Source organism: Flagellimonas oceanensis (genome assembly GCF_003992595.1).
Classification (GTDB): Bacteria; Bacteroidota; Bacteroidia; order Flavobacteriales; family Flavobacteriaceae; genus Flagellimonas; species Flagellimonas oceanensis.
Genome location: NZ_RZNA01000003.1, coordinates 311,342 through 326,917 on the forward strand (window position 1 = coordinate 311,342; position 15,576 = coordinate 326,917).

The 15,576-nt window shown below is 44.7% G+C and carries 15 protein-coding genes and 1 tRNA gene; 15 read left to right on the top strand and 1 reads right to left on the bottom strand.

Annotated features, from left to right (window positions below):
- Positions 1-73: 73 nt before the first annotated feature.
- The 15 genes from EO132_RS01495 (at position 74) to EO132_RS01555 (ending at position 13,802) form a co-directional block, all read left to right on the top strand.
- Positions 74-1,336, top strand: coding sequence for an NAD(P)/FAD-dependent oxidoreductase (locus tag EO132_RS01495; RefSeq protein ID WP_127136267.1), 1,263 nt, complete (start codon positions 74-76; stop codon positions 1,334-1,336).
- 95 nt (positions 1,337-1,431) lie between these two features.
- Positions 1,432-1,560 (top strand): hypothetical protein, encoded by a 129-nt coding sequence (locus tag EO132_RS19650; RefSeq protein WP_262707577.1) that lies wholly within the window; start codon positions 1,432-1,434, stop codon positions 1,558-1,560.
- 133 nt (positions 1,561-1,693) lie between these two features.
- Positions 1,694-3,067, top strand: coding sequence for a cytochrome ubiquinol oxidase subunit I (locus EO132_RS01500; protein ID WP_127136268.1), 1,374 nt, complete (start codon positions 1,694-1,696; stop codon positions 3,065-3,067).
- A 4-nt stretch (positions 3,068-3,071) separates the two neighbouring features.
- Positions 3,072-4,109 carry a cytochrome d ubiquinol oxidase subunit II gene (cydB, locus tag EO132_RS01505; RefSeq protein WP_127136269.1) on the top strand — a complete coding sequence of 346 codons (1,038 nt, stop codon included), beginning with the start codon at positions 3,072-3,074 and terminating at the stop codon, positions 4,107-4,109.
- Between the two features lie 119 nt (positions 4,110-4,228).
- A complete protein-coding gene (locus EO132_RS01510; protein ID WP_127136270.1) occupies positions 4,229-5,686 on the top strand; it encodes an NAD(P)/FAD-dependent oxidoreductase in 1,458 nt (485 codons plus the stop codon).
- Between the two features lie 6 nt (positions 5,687-5,692).
- Entirely contained in the window at positions 5,693-5,827 is a 135-nt protein-coding gene (locus tag EO132_RS19655) for a hypothetical protein (protein WP_255307398.1), read from the top strand.
- A 154-nt stretch (positions 5,828-5,981) separates the two neighbouring features.
- Positions 5,982-7,286 (top strand): TolC family protein, encoded by a 1,305-nt coding sequence (locus EO132_RS01515; protein ID WP_127136271.1) that lies wholly within the window; start codon positions 5,982-5,984, stop codon positions 7,284-7,286.
- Positions 7,287-7,293: 7 nt separating this feature from the next.
- A complete protein-coding gene (locus EO132_RS01520) occupies positions 7,294-8,382 on the top strand; it encodes an efflux RND transporter periplasmic adaptor subunit (RefSeq protein ID WP_127136272.1) in 1,089 nt (362 codons plus the stop codon).
- Positions 8,383-8,398: 16 nt separating this feature from the next.
- Positions 8,399-11,593: an efflux RND transporter permease subunit gene (locus tag EO132_RS01525; RefSeq protein WP_127136307.1), complete on the top strand. Its 3,195-nt coding sequence runs from the start codon at positions 8,399-8,401 to the stop codon at positions 11,591-11,593.
- Position 11,594: 1 nt separating this feature from the next.
- Positions 11,595-11,900 (top strand): hypothetical protein, encoded by a 306-nt coding sequence (locus EO132_RS01530; RefSeq protein ID WP_127136273.1) that lies wholly within the window; start codon positions 11,595-11,597, stop codon positions 11,898-11,900.
- A 12-nt stretch (positions 11,901-11,912) separates the two neighbouring features.
- Positions 11,913-12,116 (top strand): YgaP family membrane protein, encoded by a 204-nt coding sequence (locus EO132_RS01535; RefSeq protein ID WP_127136274.1) that lies wholly within the window; start codon positions 11,913-11,915, stop codon positions 12,114-12,116.
- 58 nt (positions 12,117-12,174) lie between these two features.
- Complete coding sequence (locus EO132_RS01540; protein ID WP_127136275.1) at positions 12,175-12,732, top strand: YeeE/YedE family protein; 558 nt, start codon at positions 12,175-12,177, stop codon at positions 12,730-12,732.
- On the top strand, positions 12,729-13,142 hold the full coding sequence (locus tag EO132_RS01545) for a YeeE/YedE family protein (RefSeq protein ID WP_127136276.1): 414 nt from the start codon (positions 12,729-12,731) through the stop codon (positions 13,140-13,142). The genes EO132_RS01540 and EO132_RS01545 overlap by 4 nt, the downstream gene beginning before the upstream one ends.
- A 101-nt stretch (positions 13,143-13,243) precedes the next feature.
- A complete protein-coding gene (locus tag EO132_RS01550; protein ID WP_127136277.1) occupies positions 13,244-13,648 on the top strand; it encodes a response regulator in 405 nt (134 codons plus the stop codon).
- 82 nt (positions 13,649-13,730) lie between these two features.
- Positions 13,731-13,802 (top strand) — tRNA-Arg (locus EO132_RS01555).
- A 59-nt stretch (positions 13,803-13,861) separates the two neighbouring features.
- On the opposite strand, the gene EO132_RS01560 is transcribed toward EO132_RS01555, so the two are convergent.
- Positions 13,862-15,484 (bottom strand): RluA family pseudouridine synthase, encoded by a 1,623-nt coding sequence (locus tag EO132_RS01560; protein ID WP_127136278.1) that lies wholly within the window; start codon positions 15,482-15,484, stop codon positions 13,862-13,864.
- Between the last annotated feature and the right edge of the window lie 92 nt (positions 15,485-15,576).

A 15,576-nucleotide genomic window follows, 5' to 3' on the forward strand; every position in this document is an offset into this window, starting at 1 on the left:
AGTATGTAACTTTAGTTACAATATATTATGACATTCCTCAATATTTTACCTAAATAGATTTAACTAAACAAACATGAAGTCACATTATCAAATTCTGATAATTGGGGGAGGAACGGCTGGGATTATGACCGCTGCCCAATTATTGAAGAAAAACAAAAAGCTGGACATAGCTGTTATAGAGCCCTCCGAAACACATTACTACCAGCCTGCATGGACCCTTGTAGGAGCTGGAACCTATGATTTTAAAAAGACCGCTAAACCCATGGCGGATGTTATGCCGCAAGGTGTCGATTGGATCAAGGACAAGGCCGCCGGCTTCAATCCTGACAAAAATAGCGTTTCAACCGAAAGCAGCGGGGACATTACCTACGATTATTTGGTGGTGGCCCCAGGATTGGTCATGGAACCAAGTATGATCAAGGGCCTGCCCGAAGCTTTGGAGCAAGGAGTGGCCTGTAGCAATTATATTGACCCAGAGCGTACATGGGAAACCATCAGGAACTTTAAAAAAGGAAACGCCTTGTTCACACAGCCGACCACGCCCATTAAATGTGGAGGGGCTCCCCAAAAGATTGCCTACCTGGCAGCGGACTATTTTAGGAAGCAAGGCCTGAAAAAAGACACCAACGTGATTTTTGCCACCCCGGGAACCGTTATTTTCGGGGTCAAGGAGATTCGTGAGACCCTTATGAAGGTCATTGATCGGTATGGTATTCACTTTAAGCCCTTTTACGCCCCCAAGGAAATCGATGTGGAAAACCGGATCGTTCACTTTAGCCATACGGCTCCAGAAGAAAACAGATGCATCATCAACGAGGATAACGAGCTGGGAGAAACCATGGTGGGCGATGTGGATATCAGTGTACCTTTTGATATGTTGCACTTGGCCCCACCGCAAGCGGCACCAAAGTTTATCCGTGATTCCGTATTGGCCAACGATTCTGGATGGTTGAATGTGGACCACCATTCCATGCAGCACCATTCCTACCCGAATATTTTTGGTCTGGGCGATGTTGCGTCATTGCCAACGGCCAAAACAGGGGCCGCGGTTCGTAAACAAGTTCCCGTTGTGGTGGACAACATTGTTAAATTGATGGAGCACAAATCGGCCAGCAACAAGTCTTACAATGGATATTCTTCCTGTCCGTTGGTCACTGGTTATGGAAAAATGACCTTGGCCGAGTTTGATTACAACAATAATTTCATACCGGATCCCAAGTTAAAACGTATGCTCGTCTTTAATAGTGACAAGGAACATTGGAGACTTTGGATGCTGAAGAAGTACGGGCTGCCCAATTTGTACTGGAACAAGATGCTCAAGGGAAAAAATGTTTAAGGGTCAATTCATTAGGTTTTAATTTTCATGAGAATTATCATATTTTCAATCGGGTTAAGCCTGTAAATTTGACTCAAACTTAAAACCAATACATCGTGAAATCACTAATAAACATTCCATTGGTATCATGGGAAAACGGCATCTGGATGATAGGTGTGTTTGCGCTGGTGGTCATAGTTCTTGTGATCGCAGTCTTCGCCTTGATGAACAGTGGTAAAGAATAAACACTAACCAGACATAGGAGAAATGGATTTAGCATAGGATAGTTTGTTTTTATGTTAAATCCATTTCATTTGTAACATGGGTAACTTATAGCAAGTGTTCCCCTTCTTACTTTTGAAGGACAAAACATTATCCATGGAAACCGAAATTCTCGCCCGGATTCAATTTGCCTTCACAGTAGCCTTTCATTACATCTACCCGCCTTTAAGCATAGGCATTGGTCTACTACTGGTCATTTTTGAAAGCATTTATATCAGAACCAAAAACGAAACCTACCACAAACTAGCTCGTTTTTGGACCAAAATATTTGCCCTGACCTTCGGTATCGGGGTCGTAACGGGCATTGTCATGGAGTTTGAGTTCGGCACCAACTGGGCCGTATACTCCCGTTATGTCGGAGATGTCTTCGGAAGTGCATTGGCGGCAGAGGGCATTTTTGCCTTTGCGCTGGAAAGTGGGTTTTTGGGAATATTGTTGTTTGGTTGGAACAGGGTAAAGCCGTGGGTACATTTGGTGTCCACCATCGGGGTTTTTCTGGGTTCCATGTTCTCCGCCATTTGGATTGTTGTGGCCAATAGTTGGCAGCAGACCCCCGCAGGATTTCATATCGTGGGCGAAGGGATGGACGCGCGGGCCGAGATCACCGACTTTTGGGCGATGGTCTTCAATCCCTCCAGTGTGGACAGGTTGACCCATGTCTGGCTCGGGGCATTTTTGGCGGGAGCCTTTCTGGTATTGAGTGTCCACGCCTATTATTTGATCAAAGGAAAGTATGTGGAGGTTTCCAAGAAAGCTTTTAAAATAGCCTTGGTGGTGGCCACCGTGTTCTCCCTTGGACAATTGTTCACAGGTCATCAATCAGCTGATGGGGTTGCGGAGAACCAACCTGCAAAGCTGGCTGCGCTCGAAGGCCATTTTGAAGCATCGGCTCCCGCCGACATGTACATTTTGGGCTGGGTGGACAAAGAAAATCAAGAGGTATCGGGAATCAAGGTGCCTGGGGGATTATCCTTTTTACTGGATTATGATTTTGATGCCCCGGTAACAGGGCTCAATGCCTTTCCTGAAGATGAACGTCCTTCACAAATAAACGCCGTGTTCCAGTTTTATCATATTATGGTGGCCATTGGAATGGCCTTGATATTTTTGACTCTTTTCGCATCATTTTTATGGTGGCGGGGCAAACTCTTCGATAAAAAATGGCTGCTCTGGATTTTCGTGTTCGCCGTATTTCTTCCGCAGATTGCGAATCAAGTAGGTTGGTTTGCGGCCGAAATGGGCAGACAGCCATGGGTGGTCTATGGACTTTTACGGACCAATGAGGCATTTTCGCAGGCCGTTTCGGATAACCAGATCATGTTCTCCCTTATTTTGTTCTTTTTGGTATATGCCTTGTTGTTTGCACTGTTCATTTATCTCCTGCACAAGAAAATCAAACACGGGCCCTATGAAGAATCGGAATCTGACGATACACCTTTTGGCGGAACACTAACTCATATGATCAACTAAGCTTATGGAAACTTTTTTAGGATTGGATTATCCCACATGGTGGTTTTTGGTAGTAGGAGGACTTTTCTCAGGGTATGCCATATTGGATGGTTTTGATTTTGGGGCGGGAGCCTGGCATCTCTTTCTAAAGAAAGAGAACAGTCGTAGAATCGCATTGAATGCCGTTGGTCCCGTTTGGGATGGGAACGAGGTGTGGTTGGTCATTGGTGGTGGCGCTCTTTTTGCTGGGTTCCCTGTAATGTACGCCACAATGTTCTCATCATTATATGTTCCCTTTATGTTGTTTTTGCTGTTCATCATTTTCAGGGCCATTTCCATTGAGTTCAGGGGGAAGGAACCCATGTTGTGGTGGAGAAAGCTTTGGGATGTTTGTTATAGCATTTCAAGTATAATGCTGGCCTTTTTGTTGGGTGTAGTGCTGGGGAATGTACTGCAAGGGATAGCCATTGGCGAAAACTATCAATATCAAGGGGGAGTACTTTTCGAGTTTTTGAACCCCTATGCCTTGATGACGGGCTTTACCACCCTGTCCCTTTTTATGGCACATGGCGCTATTTTTCTGTTGCTGAAAACAGAAGGGAGGCTGTTCGCAAAATTAACGCGCCTTCTAAAAAGAGGGATGATATTTTTTATGGTCAGCTTCGCAGTGACCACCCTCTATACGTTGATATATATTCCCCATTTGTCGGATGATTTCAAAAACAACCCCTCACTTTTTATAATTCCATTGCTCACTTTCCTGAGCATTGCCAATGTGCCCAGATTGGCCGAAAAAAGAAAATACAAGTGGGCCTTTCTGTTCTCCTCGTTGACCATAGCATTTTTATTGGTCTTGGTAGCGGTTGAACTGTATCCGGTATTGTTGCGTTCCACGATAGACCCTATGTACAATATAGATATCTATAATGCCGCGTCTTCCACCAAATCCCTGCAGATCATGATGGTCATCGTGGCTATAGGTACACCTTTGGTGCTTTTCTATACCATCTTCGTGTACAAGACATTTTGGGGAAAGGTTAAATTGGACGAGACCAGTTATTGATTGTGGATTTTTTGTTCCAATTGAAGGGAAGAGCACCATATTTGGAGCTCTTTTTTGTATGTGACCTAAGTCACTTTATATCTGGTTGGCTACAAGTAAATTTGGGTAAATAATTCAAAATGTCCAAAATAGTCGTGTTGGGAGCTGGTATTGCAGGTCATGTCGCAGCCTCCCATTTAAGAAGAAAGCTCTCTAAAGAGCATGAGGTTGTGGTGGTATCCCCTAATGGGAACTACCAATGGATACCGTCCAATATCTGGGTTGGGATCGGTAGAATGAAACCAAAGGATATCCTATTCCCATTGGCACCCCTATATGCCAAAAAACATATTGATTATAAACAGGCCAAAGCCGTTAGTTTTCATCCCGAAGGTGATTCGGAAGAAAACAAGCCCTATATCCTTGCGGAATATGTCACGGGCGATCAAAAAGGAACACAAGAGAGGGTAACCTACGATTATCTGATCAATGCCACAGGGCCCAAACTCAATTTTGAAGCTACGGAAGGACTGTCTCCCGGTAAAAACAAAGCGCACTCGGTCTGCACCTATACCCACGCCCAAGAGGCGTGGATTGCATTGGAAGGACTCATCAAGCAAATGAAGGAAGGCAAGAAGGTCAGGATATTGATCGGTACGGGCCATGCCAAATCAACTTGCCAAGGAGCGGCCTTTGAGTACATTTTGAATGTTGAGCAAGAACTGCGAAGGCACAAAGTGAGGGATATGGCCGAAATCACGTGGATCTCCAATGAATACAACCTCGGCGATTTTGGTATGGACGGAATGTTGATGAGCTATGGAAGCAATATCATGAAGTCCAGCGAAATGGTGGAGATGATATTTGAGGATAGAGGGATTAAATGGATTTTAGGTGCTGGTGTCAGCAAAGTTGAGGATGGAGTGGCCCATTACGAGACCTTGGATGGATCGTATAAAAAGGAAAGCTATGATTTTGCCATGTTGATACCTTCCTTCTCGGGACATGGTTTCAAGGCATATGATAGGTCAGGGGACGATATTACCGATAAACTTTTTAGGGGTTTCATGATCGTGGATGCCGATTATACCCCCAAACCTTATGAGGAATGGAGTGTCCAGGATTGGCCGGAAACCTATCAAAACCCATCATATTCCAACATTTTTGCACCTGGTATTGCCTTCGCACCACCGCATAGCATATCCAAACCCAGAAAAAGCAAGAATGGTACCGATATCACACCTGCACCGCCCAGAACGGGAATGCCGTCTGGAATCACCGCAAAATTAGTAGCGGATAACATCATAGAGATGATCAAGCATTCCAATGATGAACTCCATCATAAAGGGTCTATGGGCAATATGGGTGCGGCATGTATTGCATCCGCAGGGTTTGGTATGACCACGGGAAGCGGTGTGAGCATTACCACCTATCCCATTGTGCCCGATTACAATAAATATCCCGACACCCATGGTAGAAAATTGGGCAAAACCTTTGGAACCATAGGTCTTGCAGGTCACTGGTTGAAGTTGGCATTGCACTATGCCTTTATTTACAAAGCAAAAATGAAACCCTTTTGGTGGTTAATCCCAGAATAGAAAGTTATGACACGAAGAATCTCAAAATACAAACGATTTATGATGATGAATCCCATTATCCAGTTCTTTAAGTTCATTTATTTGAGCATTAAGGTATTGATTGTGGTGGCAGGCGGGCACGGGGGGACCCGAAATGCTTAGTCGCTGACTTTCATCATTGTAGAACACCTCAATACGGACTTACTTTGTTAGGATATCTTCGTATTGAGGTGTTTTTTTTGAAATCTTCTCAGTAACCAAGGTTACTGTGCAGGTGTACGACCAAATCTATTTTTGCTTCAAATTGAATAAGTAGATGAAACGGATTTTAATTATCACAATTCTAATATGGACCCAGGGGCAATTGTTTGCCCAAGACCATGTCAAGATTTCCTTAGCGGATGTCCTGGCCAAGGTGCAGGAGTCCAACGCCAGTATAAAGGTTTCCGAGCAGGAAGCCAAGATGGCGAAATATGACTATAGGTTCTCCAATTCCATTTTTTTGCCACAGATCGCTGTGTCGCATACAGGAATGGCGACCACAAACCCATTGATGGCTTTCGGTTCCAAACTGAACCAGGAGATCTTGACCCAAGCGGATTTTAACCCTGCCCTGTTGAACGATCCCGATCAGATCGAGAACTATGCAACCAAAGTCTCGGTGGAACAGCCCTTGATCAATTTGGATGGGCTCTATCAGCGCAAAGCGGCCAGGACCACTATGGAGGCCAAGGAACTCCAAGCGATGCGAACCAGGGATTATCTGGATTTTGAAGCCCAAAAGGCATACGGCCAATTGCAATTGGCCCACAGGGCTGTAGCTGTGTTGCAAAAAGCCCAAGAAGCGGCCAACTCCAATTTGAACATGGCACAGAACAGTTATGACCAAGGGCTGCTTCAAAAAGCGGATCTACTGGAAGTGAAGGTTCGGGTCACAGAGGTTTCCGACCAATTGAAAACGGCCAAGAGCAACGTTCAAAACGCATCGGACTATTTGGCTTTTTTAATGAATGAGCAAGGTAATGTGGTCTACGAACCATCAGAAGAACTGGTTCCGGACAATCTTGGCCAAACAACAGAAGGTGCTTTGGAAAACAGGGCGGATGTGAAGGCCATGGATTTGGTGTCCGAAGCTTACAAGGCCAATATGAAGGCGGATAACATGACCTTTTTGCCTAGGTTGAATGCCTTTGCCAGCTACGAAATGTACGATGACCAAATTTTTAGGGCTGATGCCAAAGGATACATTATCGGGGCAAGTTTGAGCTGGGATGTTTTTAAAGGATCCCAACGCTTTGCCAAAGCGGGAAAGAGCAAAACAAGTTATGAAAAAGCGAAACAGGAATATGAACAGTACGTCGCCAAAAGTACTATGGAGCTTCAACGCACCAAGCGGATGGTCGAAGATGCCGAAGGCAGGATCCAGACCTCAAAATTGGCTATGGAGCAATCCGAAGAGTCATTAAGGATACGCACCAACAGATTCAAAGAGGGTTTGGAAAAAACAACCGATTTATTAATGGCCGAAGCCACTTATGCCGAAAAGCAATTGGCGTACTATCAGACCATTTTTGAATACAATCAGGCACAATCCTTATTAACATTTTTAACCAAAGAATAATTGCAAGATGAAAAACACTACGATATATAAGAGTTTCATACTAACAGCATCCTTGGGATTCTTCCTGATGGCCTGTGGAAGTGACGAAAAACAAACTGTGGATAGCACAGAAGCGGTTCCGGTAACCGTTGCTGATGTGGATACCGGCGATAGCTCGACCATTTTGGCAGGAAGTGGTCAGATTAGAGCCGTGAACAGCGCTACTCTAAGCACTAGAATGATGGGCCATGTGGAATCACTTCCCGTTAAAATAGGTCAGAATGTGAGAAAGGGAGACCTTCTTATTTCCATCAACAATGTGGACCTACGCGCCAAAAAAGCACAAGTGGAAGCCTCCATTACCGAAGCACAGGTGGCGTTTAACAATGCCAAGAAAGATTATGAACGGTTCCAAAACCTTTTTAACGAAAACAGTGCTTCACAAAAGGAGTTGGATGACATGACTGCACGCTACGAAATGGCAAAAGCAAGGTTGGAAGCAGCGAACCAGATGAAGAACGAAGTGAACTCCCAATTTGCCTATGCGAACATTAGGGCGCCTTTTAGTGGAGTGGTAACCAATACATATATCGATGAGGGCGATATGGCCAACCCTGGTGTTCCGTTGGTGTCAATGGAATCCCCTGGTGGATTCGAAGTGGAGGCGAAAGTTGCCGAGAACAACATTTCGGCCATCGAAGTGGGAACCAAAGCTCACATATCGGTAAAAGCATTGGATACCACGATCACAGGAAAAGTGTCCGAATTGAGCGCGTCTGCCCAAAACACGGGCGGACAATATATAATGAAGGTTTTGTTGGATAAAACAGAAGCCAAGATTTTGTCAGGTATGTATGCCACTGTTAGGCTCGAGGCGGAAAAGGAGAGCGACGGTAAAACAGTTGTTACCGTTCCGTCCGAAGCCTTGGTGCATAAGGGCCAACTAACAGGTGTTTATACCCTGGGGCAGGACAATGTGGCCTTGTTGCGCTGGTTGCGATTGGGCGAGAACTTCGGAAACGAAGTGGAAGTGTTGTCCGGTTTGTCCATAGGGGACCAGTACATCGTATCGGCCGAAGGAAAGCTGTACAATGGAGCTAAAGTAAGTATTCAATAACCCAAAAAAGCTAATGATGAAAGACGGACTTGCAGGAAAAATAGCCAAAGGGTTTATCAGCTCCAAACTAACGGTGCTCCTAATGATCGTATTCATGGTCATTGGGGTGTACAGTTCCTTCCTTATCCCAAGGGAAGAGGAACCACAGATAGATGTGCCCATGGCGGACATATTTGTGGGATATCCAGGGGCCAGCCCGACCGAGGTGGAATCCCGGATCACAAAACCACTGGAGAAAATCATATCGAACATTAAGGGCGTAGAGTATGTGTACACCACCTCTATGCAAGAACAGGGGATGGCCATTGTACAGTTCTACGTGGGAGAGGATATCGAAAGGTCCTTGGTGCGTTTGTACGACGAGATCAACAAGCATATGGACCAGATGCCAGAAGGTGTTACCATGCCATTGGTAAAAACCAGGGCCATTGATGATGTGCCCATGCTGGCGTTGACACTTTGGAGCGAGGAGTACGATGATTTCCAGTTGCGACAGATTTCGGGAGAGCTCATCAACGAGATAGAAAAGGTCAACGGGGTTTCGATTACCAAGAAGATAGGCGGGCGTAGTCCCCAACTTCGCGTGGTGGTGGACAAGGATAAGATGGCGGAATCAGGGATAGATATGTTGGCCGTGGCCCAAATGATCAAGGCCAACAACCAGCAGATGGATGCAGGTAACTTCCTGTCCAACGATACGGAGTTCCACATCAGCACTGGAAACTTTTTGAAAACACAGGAAGATCTGGAGAATCTGATCGTGGGAACCAGACAAGGTCAGCCCGTCTATTTAAAGCAAGTGGCCACTGTTCTGGATGGCCCGGAATTACCAAAAAACTATGTTTCCCTTGGATTTGGAGCGGCCAGCGAAAAAGCAACCGAATATAGATCGGAATACCCAGCGGTAACCATTTCCATTGCCAAGCGCAAAGGGGCGGATGCCATGAAAATTGCCGACGTGGTGTTGGAAAAAGTAGACCACTTAAAAACCACTTTGATTCCGGATGAAGTTAAGGTCGAAGTGACCCGGAACTATGGCGAAACCGCTTCCCAAAAAGTATCGGAGTTGTTGATGCACTTGATTGGGGCGATTATCGCAGTAACCTTTGTGGTCATGTTGGCCATGGGATGGCGAGGTGGATTGGTGGTATTCCTTTCAGTGCCCATAACCTTTGCATTGACCTTGCTCAGCTACTATATGCTGGATTACACCTTGAACCGGATTACCCTGTTTGCTTTGGTGTTTGTAACAGGTATCGTGGTGGACGACTCCATTATTATTGCGGAGAACATGCACCGCCACTTTAAAATGAAACGCTTACCGTTCAAGGATGCCGCTATTTACGCCATCAACGAGGTAGGTAACCCTACCATTTTGGCAACGTTCACGGTAATTGCATCCGTATTGCCCATGGCCTTCGTATCCGGTTTGATGGGCCCCTATATGTCACCTATGCCCATTGGAGCTTCAATCGCGATGCTGCTATCCTTGTTCGTGGCGTTGACCATAACCCCGTATTTGGGATACATCTTTTTAAGGGAGAAGGATAAAAAGAAGAAAAAGGAAAAGGAGGCTGTCGAAATCAAGGATACGTTTATTTATAAGGCTTACGAGCGATTTGAAAGGCCCTTGATCGAGAGCGGCAAAAAGAGATGGCTATTCTTGGGGATTACCTTCTTTTTGTTGATTGCCTCCGTAGCCATGTTCTTTACCAAATCGGTAGCGGTAAAAATGTTGCCTTTTGATAATAAGAACGAGTTTCAGGTGGTCATAGACCTTCCTGAAGGAACCACATTGGAAAGAACATCTGCTGTGACCAAGGAAATAGGAGCCTATCTCTCCACTCGGCCCGAAGTGGTCAATTATCAGACATATGTGGGAACCTCTGCACCGATAACCTTCAATGGTCTGGTAAGGCACTACGACCTGCGTGGTGGTAGCAATATGGCCGATATCCAGGTCAATCTGGTTGATAAGCACGACAGGAGCGAACAAAGTCATGATATTGCCAAATTGCTCAGGCCCAAGATTCAGGAATTGGGTAAAAAGTACCAAGCCAACATCAAAATTGTTGAGGTGCCACCGGGACCCCCCGTACTTTCTACCATCGTAGCTGAGGTGTATGGGCCGGATTACGACAAGCAGATTGCTTTGGCCGATAAGGTAAAGGGCATCTTGAACAATACTACCGATGTGGTGGATGTGGACTGGATGGTCGAGGATGACCAAGTGGAGTACGATTTTGTGATCGATAAGGAAAAAGCCATGCTTTACGGGGTTACCCCTCAACAAATTGTTCAGGTAATGGCCATGGCTTTCCGCGAACAGCCCGTATCACATATCTACCGGGAAGATGCTTTTGATCAGATCGGTATTGTTCTCTCCGTAAGTGATAAGGACAAATCCAGCTTGGAAGAAATCAAACAATTGAAGATAGCCACCCAACAGGGGAATATGGTCTCCGTTGGGGATTTGGTTCAGGTAAAGGAGGGCGTCAAGGCGAAGAGCATCTACAGGAAGAATCAAAAAAGAGTAGTGTACGTAATGTCCGATATGGCCGGAGAATTGGAAAGTCCCGTGTATGCCATTTTGGGTATGACGGACAAGTTGAATCAACTGGATTTGCCCAAAGGGTATTCCATTAATGAACTCTACATGGAACAGCCCCAATTTGAGGATGACTATACCGTAAAATGGGATGGGGAATGGCAGATTACCTTGGAGGTGTTCCGTGATCTGGGAATTGCCTTCATGGGCGTGATTGTAATCATCTACATGCTTATTGTAGGATGGTTCCAAAACTTTAAAGCACCCATGGTCATGATGGTGGCCATACCATTGTCCTTGATCGGGATTGTATTAGGGCATTGGTTGTTAGGGGCATTCTTTACCGCAACATCCTTTATCGGTATGATTGCGCTGGCAGGTATTATGGTGCGGAACTCGGTATTGCTGATAGACTTCGTGAACTTGAGGCTCAAGGAGGATATTCCATTGAAGCAGGCCGTGATAGAAGCGGGTGCCGTGCGTACCACGCCCATTTTATTGACCGCGGGAACCGTGGTCATTGGAGCCTTCGTGATTTTGTTCGATCCCATTTTCCAGGGATTGGCCATATCACTTATGGGAGGAACCATAGTGTCCACCGTTTTGACGCTATTGGTCGTGCCACTGGTTTATTACATGATTGAACGAAAAAACTACAAATGAAATGAAAATGATCATCGTTACCACAGTTGAAGAATATAAAAGTGAGGTTTTCAAGCTCTTTAAGAAGGCTGGCGTGGAAAGTTTTAGCGAATCCGACATTGACGGATACAAAAGTGCAGCCCCATTGATGTACACAAGCAGCTGGTTCCCTAGTGAAAAAGGTGGGGCGGCATCCAATATGTTCTTCTCATTTACGGAAGAAGAAAAAGTGACGGAATTGTTCAAACTGATAAAACAATTCAACGAAAACAGCGAGACCACCAACCCGATCAGGGCAGTTGAAATACCCATTGAAAGAACCGTTTAAAAAAAAATCAGAATGAAAAATAGAATTGTAAGAGGTGTTGCAGGAACGTTTATCCTGATCAGTTTGGCCTTGGCCATTTATGTGAACATCAACTGGTTGTGGTTTACTGCATTTGTGGGTGCCAATTTGTTGCAATCATCTTTGACCAAGTGGTGTTTGTTGGAGGACATCCTAAAGAAATTCGGGGTTCCCGATTCAGATAAGGATTGCTGCTAACACCCATTAGTTTGTTATTTAAGGCATTTTCGTGACCTTTGTCCAAAACCTCACGAAAATGCTTTATCAACCTTGGCCTTGGTATGTATCGGGCCCACTTATTGCCATTATCATGGCTTTACTCATTTTAATGGGTAAACGATTCGGAATGTCCTCCAACTTAGAGACTTTTTGCTCCATTGGTGGGGCAGGCAAGTTCACTGATTACTTCAAAGTGGATGTGAAATCCAAGCGATGGAACCTTTTGGTAGTCCTTGGTTCCATGATCGGTGGATTTCTTGGGGCGCATTGGTTATCTCCCAATCCTTCGGTGGATATCTCGGTAAAAACGGTGGCAAAGCTCCAGAACCTCGGTTTTGATAGTGCCGGAACTGCCTATTTGCCCACGGAACTTTTCAGTATGGAGTCGTTATCGGACCCTAAAGTGTGGATTATACTTCTAGTCGCCGGATTTTTGGTTGGTTTTGGAACCCGCTATGCTGGCGGATGTACTTCTGGACACGCTATTTCCGGTTTGAGCAACTTACAGCGACCCTCTTTGATTGCTGTCATCGGATTTTTTATTGGCGGCTTGATCATGGTCCACCTATTGTTTCCCTTAATTTTTACAGCATGAAAAATATAGTATACATTGTTTTGGGAACATTTTTGGGGATTGTACTTTATAAGTCCGAAGCGGCTTCGTGGTTCAGGATTTATGAAATGTTTCAGTTCGATTCATTCCACATGTACGGCATCATAGGTTCTGCTTTGGCATTGGGTATCGTGTTAGTGCTTTGTATCAAGAAATTCAAAATAAAATCCTTTTCCGGGGAAATCATCAGCATACCTGACAAGGAAAAATCGTTTGCCCGATATATTTTGGGAGGTACCTTGTTCGGATTGGGATGGGCTTTGGCCGGAGCATGCCCTGGACCGATCTATATTTTGGTGGGAGCTGGTTACTGGCCCATAGTTATTGTGCTGATTGGCGCGGTGTTAGGTGCTCTTGTGTATGGTGTTGTTAGGGGTAAATTGCCGCATTGAGGTTGACTCAACGGTATTTTGGGCCAAACAACGAAAATGAATGGTTCATTGCGGGCTAGCGTATAGCTTTGGCTGTCCCAAACTTACATAATAGTCCCTACATGAAGTTAACTACGTTTATCATAGACGATGACCTGGTGTCGCAATTTGCGACTCGGTACTGCATACAACAATCCCACGGTAATTTTGATATTGTTACCTGTTCCAGTGGTGAGGAGGGGATACAAGCTTGTTTTAGCTCCATTGAAGAACACGATAGGTTGCCGGATATCATCTTTTTGGATCTTGTCATGGATGGAATGAACGGCTGGGAATTCTTGGAAAACCTAAAGAATTTGTTCAAGGAACATGAACTTCCCAGTGTATATGTGCTTTCCGCCTTTGCCAATGCTTCAGATAGGACCATAGCCAAAAAGAACGGTATGATTTCCGGTTATGTGGATAAGCCCTTATCACGTTCATATTTGGAGAAAATCTTGAAGGAAGAGGAAGCCAGACGCGCATAGTCATGTTTATACGGCACAATAGCTTGTTGAGTTTGTAAAAAATCCATCAAAAACGTTATTTTTGCAATCCATTTTATGGAATGGCCCCGTAGTTCAATGGATAGAATAGAAGTTTCCTAAACTTTAGATGCAAGTTCGATTCTTGCCGGGGCTACTTTTCTTCAATCAAAATCAATCAACCAGGTTTTCTTTGTTGGCGAATGCTACTGATCGTCAAATATCAAAAGGCACTTCTGTACTGATTTTCATTGCCTCCTTGGAAATAGGATGTATAAATTCTATTTGCTGAGCATGCAGACAAAGACGCTCCGATGGGGTGCCATACAAATTATCTCCCACGATTGGCACATGCAATCCCAATTTATGGGCACAATGTACGCGCAGTTGATGTGAACGTCCCGTTATGGGGTTCAATTTGATCAAAGTTTGATGAGCTGTCTTTTTTACCACCTCGAATCGAGTCAAAGCTGGTTTGCCATGTTCGTAGTTTACCATTTGCATTGGCCTGTTATCAATATCCAAGATGAGGGGAAGCGATATCTCTCCAGTGGTTTCTGCAATAGGTTTTTCCAGAACTGCAAAATAGGTTTTGCAAATGGTACGCTCTAAAAATTGTTGCTGCAGTAGCTTGTTCACTTTTTTGGAGAGCGTAACAATCATTATTCCAGAAGTATCCTGATCAAGCCGATGTACAATTAAAGGGCCATTAGCTTTGGGATATTGTTCCAGAATCCGGGATTTTACAGAATCTTTAATGTACCTGCCCGGGACGGACAACATACCGGTGGGTTTATTTACGACAACCAGATGTTCGTCTTCAAACAATATTTCCAGTTTCTTGCCTGCTCCAAAATTTTCCAACAAGGGATTTGGTTTTACCTTTACTCCTTTAAGCATATGAGCCAAAATAGGTTGGCATTTACCTTTGCAGGCCGGGTAAAACTTGCCATGTTCCCGTATTTTCGAATCGGGAGAAGGTCCCCACCAAAACTCTGCTAGTGCGACAGGTTTCAGTCCTTTTTTAAAGGCGTATTGAAACAGTTTAGGAGCAGCACATTCCCCAGCACCGGCCGGTGGTACATCGACGCCGAAATCGGTAAATACGGTTTTAACTGATTTGCCTTCTCCTTCCCCGTTCAAAAAAATGAATGATTTAAAAATGGATTCCTGTAACTCGTTGGACTTGGCTTTACGCAGTGCTTTGAGCGATTCGATTCGTTTTTCAAACTCCTCATGGGCCGCTATTGCTTTTTCCAACCGCAGGTTCTCGGAACGGGTGATTCGCCTAAGGTCCATTCCTTCATTGGCACCTTGTTTTGCCAAATCCTCCAAAAGCTGCTGGCGTTCTTTTTCCGGTAGGTGAATGGACGCTTGCCTAAGTCTGTCACGTTCCGATTTTCTTCTTTTTGTCGCTTTCTTCGCAGTCAGAATATTTTCTTTGATCTCTTTGGTTATCTTTTTTAGGTGTTGCTTCGCCCAGATGAAACCTTCACTTTCTTCCAACGCTCTAACTTCTTCGTTAATGGCATTGATAGCTGCCATTTCTGGAAAATCCTCACCTTTTGGCAATTGATGAACGGGAGGTACAAAAGGTAAAATTTCAAGATGAGGTTGAAGTTCGCCCGAATAGGCACTAAGATATCCAAGATTACCGTTTTTGGTCCGAACCACGAGAACCCCTAACATGCGCCCTGTTGGTTGACTCACCAATTCCGGTGAGTTTTGTTCTAATCTATTTTGAAGGTCTTGCGCTGCCTTCTTGGCAATGGCAATTGGTGTGTAGAAATGGGGGTATTCAAATGAATCAGGTATCGCATCCTTCTCATCCGTTTTCAAATAAACTAGTTTGGATTCCTTTAAAGGTGAGCCAGTTGTCAATACCCTTTTATTTTCTAAGCTTGATCATCCCTGCAAATTTACTACTTAGA

What these genes read in the sequence shown, in the direction of transcription:
- EO132_RS01495 (WP_127136267.1), top strand. Translation starts at nt 74, where the DNA reads ATGAAGTCACATTATCAAATTCTGATAATTGGGGGAGGAACGGCTGGG.
- EO132_RS01520 (WP_127136272.1), top strand. Translation starts at nt 7,294, where the DNA reads ATGAAAAACACTACGATATATAAGAGTTTCATACTAACAGCATCCTTG.
- EO132_RS01540 (WP_127136275.1), top strand. Translation starts at nt 12,175, where the DNA reads ATGCTTTATCAACCTTGGCCTTGGTATGTATCGGGCCCACTTATTGCC.
- EO132_RS01510 (WP_127136270.1), top strand. Translation starts at nt 4,229, where the DNA reads ATGTCCAAAATAGTCGTGTTGGGAGCTGGTATTGCAGGTCATGTCGCA.
- cydB (WP_127136269.1), top strand. Translation starts at nt 3,072, where the DNA reads ATGGAAACTTTTTTAGGATTGGATTATCCCACATGGTGGTTTTTGGTA.
- EO132_RS01515 (WP_127136271.1), top strand. Translation starts at nt 5,982, where the DNA reads ATGAAACGGATTTTAATTATCACAATTCTAATATGGACCCAGGGGCAA.
- EO132_RS01525 (WP_127136307.1), top strand. Translation starts at nt 8,399, where the DNA reads ATGAAAGACGGACTTGCAGGAAAAATAGCCAAAGGGTTTATCAGCTCC.
- EO132_RS01500 (WP_127136268.1), top strand. Translation starts at nt 1,694, where the DNA reads ATGGAAACCGAAATTCTCGCCCGGATTCAATTTGCCTTCACAGTAGCC.
- EO132_RS01550 (WP_127136277.1), top strand. Translation starts at nt 13,244, where the DNA reads ATGAAGTTAACTACGTTTATCATAGACGATGACCTGGTGTCGCAATTT.
- EO132_RS19655 (WP_255307398.1), top strand. Translation starts at nt 5,693, where the DNA reads ATGACACGAAGAATCTCAAAATACAAACGATTTATGATGATGAATCCC.
- EO132_RS01535 (WP_127136274.1), top strand. Translation starts at nt 11,913, where the DNA reads ATGAAAAATAGAATTGTAAGAGGTGTTGCAGGAACGTTTATCCTGATC.
- EO132_RS01530 (WP_127136273.1), top strand. Translation starts at nt 11,595, where the DNA reads ATGAAAATGATCATCGTTACCACAGTTGAAGAATATAAAAGTGAGGTT.
- EO132_RS01545 (WP_127136276.1), top strand. Translation starts at nt 12,729, where the DNA reads ATGAAAAATATAGTATACATTGTTTTGGGAACATTTTTGGGGATTGTA.